This is a genomic window from Lyngbya sp. CCY1209 (genome assembly GCF_035615495.1).
In the GTDB taxonomy this organism is placed as follows: Bacteria; Cyanobacteriota; Cyanobacteriia; order Cyanobacteriales; family Microcoleaceae; genus Limnospira.
In genome coordinates, this window is sequence record NZ_JAJENU010000428.1 from 1 (window position 1) to 7,092 (window position 7,092).

Annotated in this window: 7 protein-coding genes; 3 read left to right on the forward strand and 4 right to left on the reverse strand. The window is 52.7% G+C overall.

The features are described from left to right. Positions 1 to 125: 125 nt before the first annotated feature. Entirely contained in the window at positions 126 to 344 is a 219-nt protein-coding gene (locus LKE08_RS13025; RefSeq protein WP_324704662.1) for a type II toxin-antitoxin system HicB family antitoxin, read from the reverse strand. Between the two features lie 491 nt (positions 345 to 835). Next, positions 836 to 2,149 (reverse strand): ATP-binding protein, encoded by a 1,314-nt coding sequence (locus LKE08_RS13030; protein ID WP_324704663.1) that lies wholly within the window; start codon positions 2,147 to 2,149, stop codon positions 836 to 838. Between the two features lie 181 nt (positions 2,150 to 2,330). Between LKE08_RS13030 and LKE08_RS13035 the strand changes: the two genes are divergently transcribed. Then, on the forward strand, positions 2,331 to 2,672 hold the full coding sequence (locus LKE08_RS13035; protein WP_324704664.1) for a TMEM14 family protein: 342 nt from the start codon (positions 2,331 to 2,333) through the stop codon (positions 2,670 to 2,672). Between the two features lie 168 nt (positions 2,673 to 2,840). On the opposite strand, the gene LKE08_RS13040 is transcribed toward LKE08_RS13035, so the two are convergent. Then, positions 2,841 to 4,199: a glycoside hydrolase family 10 protein gene (locus LKE08_RS13040; protein WP_324704665.1), complete on the reverse strand. Its 1,359-nt coding sequence runs from the start codon at positions 4,197 to 4,199 to the stop codon at positions 2,841 to 2,843. Positions 4,200 to 4,739: 540 nt separating this feature from the next. On the opposite strand from LKE08_RS13040, the gene LKE08_RS13045 reads away from it, so the two are divergent. Together LKE08_RS13045 and LKE08_RS13050 are read left to right on the forward strand one after the other, a co-directional pair. Continuing rightward, the gene (locus tag LKE08_RS13045) at positions 4,740 to 5,060 is read left to right on the forward strand and encodes a DUF2853 family protein (protein ID WP_324704666.1); all 321 of its coding nucleotides are present in this window, start codon (positions 4,740 to 4,742) and stop codon (positions 5,058 to 5,060) included. A gap of 120 nt (positions 5,061 to 5,180) precedes the next feature. Next, the gene (locus LKE08_RS13050) at positions 5,181 to 5,570 is read left to right on the forward strand and encodes a hypothetical protein (RefSeq protein WP_324704667.1); all 390 of its coding nucleotides are present in this window, start codon (positions 5,181 to 5,183) and stop codon (positions 5,568 to 5,570) included. A 201-nt stretch (positions 5,571 to 5,771) separates the two neighbouring features. Here LKE08_RS13050 and LKE08_RS13055 read toward each other — a convergent pair. Then, the coding region (locus LKE08_RS13055) for a calcium-binding protein (RefSeq protein ID WP_324704668.1) at positions 5,772 to 7,092 on the reverse strand (1,321 nt) is incomplete at its 5' end.

The window sequence follows — 7,092 nt, forward strand, 5'->3', positions numbered from 1 at the left end:
AGGCTTGCGCCCTCGGGAATTGATTCCCAAGCGGTTTGGATATCTAACCCGTTTTGTTCCGAGCATTCAACCGGATTTGATATAACAACCGGCCCTTCTTAATTTCTTTTCTAATTCCTTTCGCTTCATGGAATTGATATGGTTTCCTCGATGGCATCTTCGGAGAGTCCCCTGCGAATATCTGCCAAGCGATCGTCCAGAATCAGTTGAATTGCCATCTTTAAATTTTCTTTGACTTCTTCGATGGTTTCGCCTTGCCCATTCGCGCCGGGAACCTGGGGGCAAATTGCCCAGTATCCGCCTTCGGAAGCCGCTTCAATGATTGCGGTGAATTCTGCCTTCATAGTCAATGTCCTCAAAGGCTTGATACTTTTTGATTATAATGGTTTCTGTGAGTCATGTCATATCAGATCCGGTTATTTACCTGAGAATCGGAGATCCCCCCCAACCCCCATCCCCCCCGGCCCCCCTTTGTAAGGGGGGAAAAAGGGGGGAGCCGGAATTGGCTTTGGCGAAAGCGGGTATTTAACCGGATTTGATATAAATACACGATCGCTCCTATACAGTGCCGTTCGCTGCAAAAGAAATACACTTTTTGATTCAAAGTCCCCGTTAAAGTTTCTAGCGTTGCCTCCCCTGGCTCCCCCCTTTCTCCCCCCTTTCTCCCCCCTTTCACCCCCCTTTCACCCCCCTTACTCCCCCCTTACTCCCCCCTTACTCCCCCCTTTCTCCCCCCTTTCAAAGGGGGGCTGGGGGGGATGGGGGCTGGGGGGGATGGGGGCTGGGGGGGATGGGGGTTGGGGGGGATGGGGGCCAGGGGGGCCAGAAATTTTGGCTATTTCTCGGAAACGGCAAATTCCGCCGTCAGGAAATCCACGAACTGCCGCGCCGTCCGGCCCGATCGCCCGTTGTGGCGGGTGGCCCACTGGCGGGCGCGATAGTCCAGGTCTTCGGGGTCGATGTCGAGTCCGGCGAGGTTTGTCAGGTGGCGGACGATCGCCAGATAGGCGTCCTGATCCGGCGGTTCAAAGGTGAGGGTGAGTCCGAAGCGATCGGCGAAGGACAATTTTTCCTGGACCGTATCCCAGTGGTGCACCTCGTCGGCATCTTGGGGCCGGGGGCGCTCCTCGAAAAATTCCCGCACCAGGTGGCGGCGGTTGGAGGTGGCGTACACCGCCACATTTTGGGGTCGGGCGGTTAAATTTCCCTCCAGGACGACTTTCAGGGCTTTAAAAGCGTCGTCGTCCTCCTCGAAGGACAGGTCGTCCACGAAGATGATGAATTTCTGGGGGACCCCCCGCAACTGCTCGATCGCCTCGGGAAGCGCCCCCAGGTCGGATTTGGCGAATTCGATCAACCGCAACCCACGATCGCCGTACCGGTGCAGCAGGGCCTTGATCAGGGAGGATTTGCCCGACCCGCGGCTCCCGTAAAGCAGGACATTCAGCGCCGGATATCCGGCCAGGAGAAATTCGGTATTTTTCAATAACATTTCCCGCTGGGACTCGTAACCCACCAACTGACTCAGGTGCACGGGGTCGGGGTTGGCGATCGCCCGCAGTTCTCCCTTTTGCCAGCGAAACGCCTGATTTCGGGCGAATTTTCCGGTCCCGTAGCGCCGGTAGTGGGCGGCCAGGGGTTCCAACCCGTCCCCCCAATTGTCCAGTGCCGCCAACTTGCGACGCAGGGGGAGTTCCTCAATTTTTTCGACGCGATCGGGGGCGTCTTCCCAGATAATGGGGAGGTCGGGAAGTTGCGCGATCGCCTGCACCCACAGGGCAATTTGCACCCCCTCGCACTGGTAAAGCGTCTGCAAGATGCCCAAATCGCGGCGGGCCGCGGCGGTTAGGGACCTGGGGAGGATGTCCAGGTCGGACTGTTGGGCCTGGCGGGTGAAGGGGTTCTCGGCCCGGAGAATTTGGGTGAGCAGGTAATTTTGCCAGCTTTGGCAGCGTTCCGCCTGCACCCGAAACCAGTCGCCGTAGGCTTGCAGACTGTCCGGAGTGTCCCCCCGCTGCAAGGTTTCCAACAGGTGCAAAAAGGCGCGGCCGATCGCCCCCTCCATCACGCCCTGGTACAGCAGCAGGGAGGCGGCCTGACGCTGGAGAAACTTCATTTTCGCGATCGCGTGGGGTTGCAGGGAAGACATCGGACAAAAATGGATCGAAATGGGCACCGAAACCGGCTGAAATCTCAATGAAAAAGCCGCATTTCTATATTTTATCGGCATTGGTGTCCGGAGGAATCGTTAATTTTTACAACGTTTTTTGCCGGTGTCCTCCCGTCCCTGATAGGTTGCTGTTGATGTCACTGTTGAAGGAGGAGGAGTCATGAGCCTGGGATTGATCGCAACCATCGCCTACGGAATTCTCGCGATAATCGGCGGGATCGTCGGATATACGAAAGCGCAAAGTAAAATTTCTCTGATGGCGGGCGTCGGCAGCGGCATTCTGCTGCTTTTGGGCGCTTTTCTCCAGGCCCAGGGCTTCGGCTGGGCGCTGATTTTTTCCCTGTTTATTTCCGTGGTTTTGGTGATCGCTTTCGTGGGGCGCTATGTCAAAACGAAGAAATTTATGCCCGCCGGCTTGATGATTATTTTGGGCCTGTTCGCGATCGCGGCGATGATCTATCAGTTGCTCGGGGGCGTGGCAGGGACGGCGATCGGCGCTTGATGATTATATTTATTGTGGCTAAAATCACCCCTTTTTTAATTTAAAATAATCCCCCTCCGCTCCCTCCGCCATTTTTCGGGGAGAATGACACGGCCCTGCTTTGGAAGGGGGGAGAATTGGCTTCCCAGTCCCCCTTTTTAAGGGGGATAATGGGGGGTATTCCATTCCCTAAATCGACGATCGCACCGCCGGGTTGGGGAAAAGATTGAGAAAATCTGACTGCCGTTCGGCGACCGGTTCCGGCGCGTATTCCCACAGACTTTCAAAGAAAAAGAACGCCACGCCCAAATTGCGATCGCGGGCCGCCCGGACTTTCGATTGAATGAACGGCATCGGGACGGGTCTATTTCTCAACCCCGTCAGAATTCCCACCGCCGTCGGGATCTTTTTCTGGGCGGCTTTCACTTCCGGGCGATTCAACTCTGCAGTAAAAAAGTCCATTTCGTCTCGATAAACCTGCACGATTAACTCATCAACCAGGTCATCCCTCACCCACCTCGCCCAATCTTGGAGGTGGCTGTCGTAGGCTACATGATAGGGGTTGGGTGTCACCGAAAAAATGACATTGGGCTTTTTCTCTTTGACCGCTTTATTCAGTTGTCTGACGAAGGCTGTAATTTTATCGGCCCGCCACCGCACCCAGGATGAATTGTACGGGTCGGATGGGGGACTGCTTCCGGTTTCTTGTTGATAGAGAGAACGGGTGTAGGAATCGTATCCGAAGACGTTGGGTAGACTGGTGTGATCGTCGAATTGTACCCCGTCGATATCGTACCGGGTGACGACTTCCAACACCAAATCGGTGATGAATTTTTGCACTTGCGGATGGAAGGGATTCAGCCAAACCACTTCCCCCGCTGCACCGATCCAAGTTTGGGTTCCGTCCCGCTGTTGCGTTAGCCAGTCGGGGTGATTTAACGCTAATTCGGAGGTGGGAGGCGTCATAAATCCGAACTCAAACCAGGGAATCACTAACAAGTTTTTACGATGGGCCCGTTGCACTAAATCGGCCAGCATATCTTGTCCTTGAATCCCCCGGCGAACAAAGTTTTGAATTCCCGCTTCTTGTACCACCGTACTGGGATATGTCACATAACCGGAGTTCCAAACTACCGGGTAAAGTGTGTTAAAATGGAGTCGAGATAATTGCCCGATCGCCTCTTCGAGTTTGGGCTGATCCATCAAAATGTCGCTGTCGTTGCTCGTCATCCACACGCCCCGAATTTCCGCTTGCTTCGCGATCGGTGGCTGCGGGGTGGCCGGTTGGGGGGTAGCCGCCGGTTGGGGGTCAACCTGTAGCATGGGTGGCGGCGCGATGGGTGGCTGCGCGATGGGTGGCGGCGCGATGGGTGGCGGCGCGATGGGTGGCTGCGCGATCGCCGGAATTTGCAGTACGGCGATTAATGAAACTAAAAAGAGTGCGACCAAAAACCGAGGCGATGTCGCATTCAAAATTCCCAGCGATCGCACCCCCCGTTTTCCGATCATCCATCGCAACCAATCTTTAATAAAAAAACAAAATTTCATCGATTTATACTCCCAGTTGACCCGCAATTTTTTTCAATACAACCCTATCTTGGGTCATCATTTCTATCTAAAATCATCCGTTAGACGGCGATCCCCAAATCGTCTTAGACGGCTTTTTCTGGATGGGTCGGGTCAGAACTGGGCTTTGATGGGGGACTGTCATAGGGGTTGAAGATGGTTGAAAGAGCGAACGTATTGAGTTTAACAGAAATTGAGTGAATTGGCGATCCGGTGTCAATTCGCAACTTTTAAAGTTTGAGTTATTGCGGGCAGAAGTCGAGGGGGGATGGGTTGTCGAGAGCAAAAGCCGTCACCGTCTCGGTTGTCGCCGATTCCCACCCCCTCGGATGTTCTGAACCGGCGAGGTGATGGTGTCGGATTGAACCGTGAGTTTTCGGATGTAGGGAAGTGAGGGCGTCCGTTTTTTGATTTTTAAATCAATTTGTGAGGTTAACTCCGGCCAATACTTGACCTCGATTGCCTTTTGTAGCAGAATCTTTGTTGAAGAAAAAATACAGTCAAGCGAGCGGAGATTTCCCAATGGACGAATATATCCAGGACGTGCAAAAATACACGACCAATGTCGATGAAGAAGTGGTGGAAAAAATTGTCAAACATCTCGGCATTGCTTTGCGGAGCCGAGATGCTTCATTGGTTTCCTGTGGCGATCAAGCCGAGTTAGATCGGGTGCGGGAGAGCTTTTTAAAAAAAAAGCTGCAACTGACGGCCAATGAAGCCGATTTGGACGGGGCGATCGCCGAGGTTTGCGAAGCAATGAAAGATACGCGGAATAAATCTCGCGTCACCTTTTACTATCTGCTGGCTGAAAAATTTGAAAAGTTTTCCTTGTTTAAGTCGTAGATTACCGGGGTTGGGCGATCGCACGTCCGATCGCCTATGCTAATGTTGTGAGGTTCAATTCGTATTGGAGAAGTTGATATGATCATCCGTAATGTGTCAAAATTATTGTTACTGCTACCGATGCTAACCATTGTTGCGGGGGTAGGTTCTGGCGCGATCGCCGAAACCGAACCCGTTTCAGAAGATGCGATCGCCCAACGTCGCATCCGAGCTACCTTTTTTGAGGAAGAACAGGACTCCGGCTTCACCAATTCCTTTTTAGGCGATGCCTTGGGCGGCATCGGCGACCCCCTCGGAGGCGGCGGCGCCACGACGGGGGGCGTTTCCAGCAGTTCTGACTCCCTGCAAACCTCCGAAAATACGACGGGTGGCGGACTGAACACGAACCGAGCTTTGCCCTCCACCCTTCCCGTCGCGCCGAGTTCCGTTTCGGGCTCCGACGGCGGAACCACAACCACCAGACCCACCGGAATCGGCATTTTCCGGACTTTGCCGCCGTCTCGTCGGTAATTGTACTGTCTAGTAGTGGACTGTTTCATTTTAAATGAGGCGCTCCGATCTGAATCCACAGGCAAGATGCCCGATGCTCCGTTTTGAATCTACAGGCAAGATGCCCGATGCTACGTTTTGAATCTACAGGCAAGATGCCCGATGCTCCGTTTTGAATTTTGCCTCATTTGAGCTGAAACGGTCTGATGGCGACCCTATGGTTTAAAGGATCAAAATTGATGAATCATCCAGAAGGGGGAAACTACCATCAGGCAAAGGACTGAAAGCAGCAATAACGAATTGATTGTTACTTTCATCAACATACCGTAACTCCCCAGTTGTTTGTGCGTAAATCAAGGCAGATTCATTAACGGGAATTTCATCGGTTTCACCAATCAAATTGATGCCACTGAAATCTTCCGTAAACTGTACTTGGTCGCTATCAGAATCAAAATCCGAAATAGAGTCGGTTTGATTATCTTGCACTTCCTCGACTGATCGATAAAGGAAAGTATCATTTCCATCACCACCTATCAGAAAATCACCACCAAAGCCTCCTTCGAGAATGTCATTTCCGTTGCCACCCTGTAGCGTGTCATTTCCGGTATTTCCAAATAGAGAATCATCGCCTTCAGCTCCTCGGAGAATATCGTCACCTCCCAAACCATCGACGGCTGTCACGGCGGAAATAGTAACCGTTACCGGGGCAGATGCCGTATTCCCCGCACTGTCACTGGCAGTATAATTAAAACTCCCGACGGTTTCTCCTAGCAGTGTCGGGATAAACTGCACCGCCGTACCACCTTCAAGAATGGTCGCGTTTCCTCCCACCACAGTGCCGAGACTGTCAATTGTCAAACCACCGGCCGGACTGTCATTGTCTAAAACGGGAATGGCGATCGCATTCAAACTAGAGGGAAAATCATCCAGACTGATGACATCGGGGCCGTCCGTCCCCAAAATTGAATCGGGTGTGGTTGCAACATCGGCTTTGGCGGTAACTGGAGCGATCGGCTCTGTTGAGGTTCCCACTAGCAGGATATCATTGGTGGATAGGTTCGGAGAACCATCGAAAACTGCGACCGTCTCAGGGGGCTCAATTCCGATACCATTCGGGTAATATTCGAGGATTCCATCTGGCTGGTTGTAGATTAAAATTGGACTGGTGAGGGTGTTCGGAATATTGGGATCGGTGACAAATTGTTCCGAACTGAGTTGGTTTTCAGGAGTACCTTCAATTAACTCAAATCCAAATTCGTTACGGTCGAAAACGAGACGATCGCTCCTCGGCGTAAAATCGGCGATGCGATCGGAATTTGTGCCAGAACGAGAGAGATAGGCAAAGGTATCCAATCCTTCTCCCCCTTGCAGGGTATCGTCTCCGGCGGCACCAATCAAACAGTCATTTCCAAAATTTCCAAATAGGGAATCATCGCGATCGGAACCCGTGAGGGTATCGTTACCCTCCAACCCGTCGATCGCACTGAGAATCTCAACCGTTACGGTCGCCGATGTTCCATTACTAAACACCTCAAAACTTCCC

What these genes read in the sequence shown, in the direction of transcription:
- LKE08_RS13025 (WP_324704662.1), bottom strand. Translation starts at nt 344, where the DNA reads ATGAAGGCAGAATTCACCGCAATCATTGAAGCGGCTTCCGAAGGCGGA.
- LKE08_RS13030 (WP_324704663.1), bottom strand. Translation starts at nt 2,149, where the DNA reads ATGTCTTCCCTGCAACCCCACGCGATCGCGAAAATGAAGTTTCTCCAG.
- LKE08_RS13035 (WP_324704664.1), top strand. Translation starts at nt 2,331, where the DNA reads ATGAGCCTGGGATTGATCGCAACCATCGCCTACGGAATTCTCGCGATA.
- LKE08_RS13040 (WP_324704665.1), bottom strand. Translation starts at nt 4,199, where the DNA reads ATGAAATTTTGTTTTTTTATTAAAGATTGGTTGCGATGGATGATCGGA.
- LKE08_RS13045 (WP_324704666.1), top strand. Translation starts at nt 4,740, where the DNA reads ATGGACGAATATATCCAGGACGTGCAAAAATACACGACCAATGTCGAT.
- LKE08_RS13050 (WP_324704667.1), top strand. Translation starts at nt 5,181, where the DNA reads ATGCTAACCATTGTTGCGGGGGTAGGTTCTGGCGCGATCGCCGAAACC.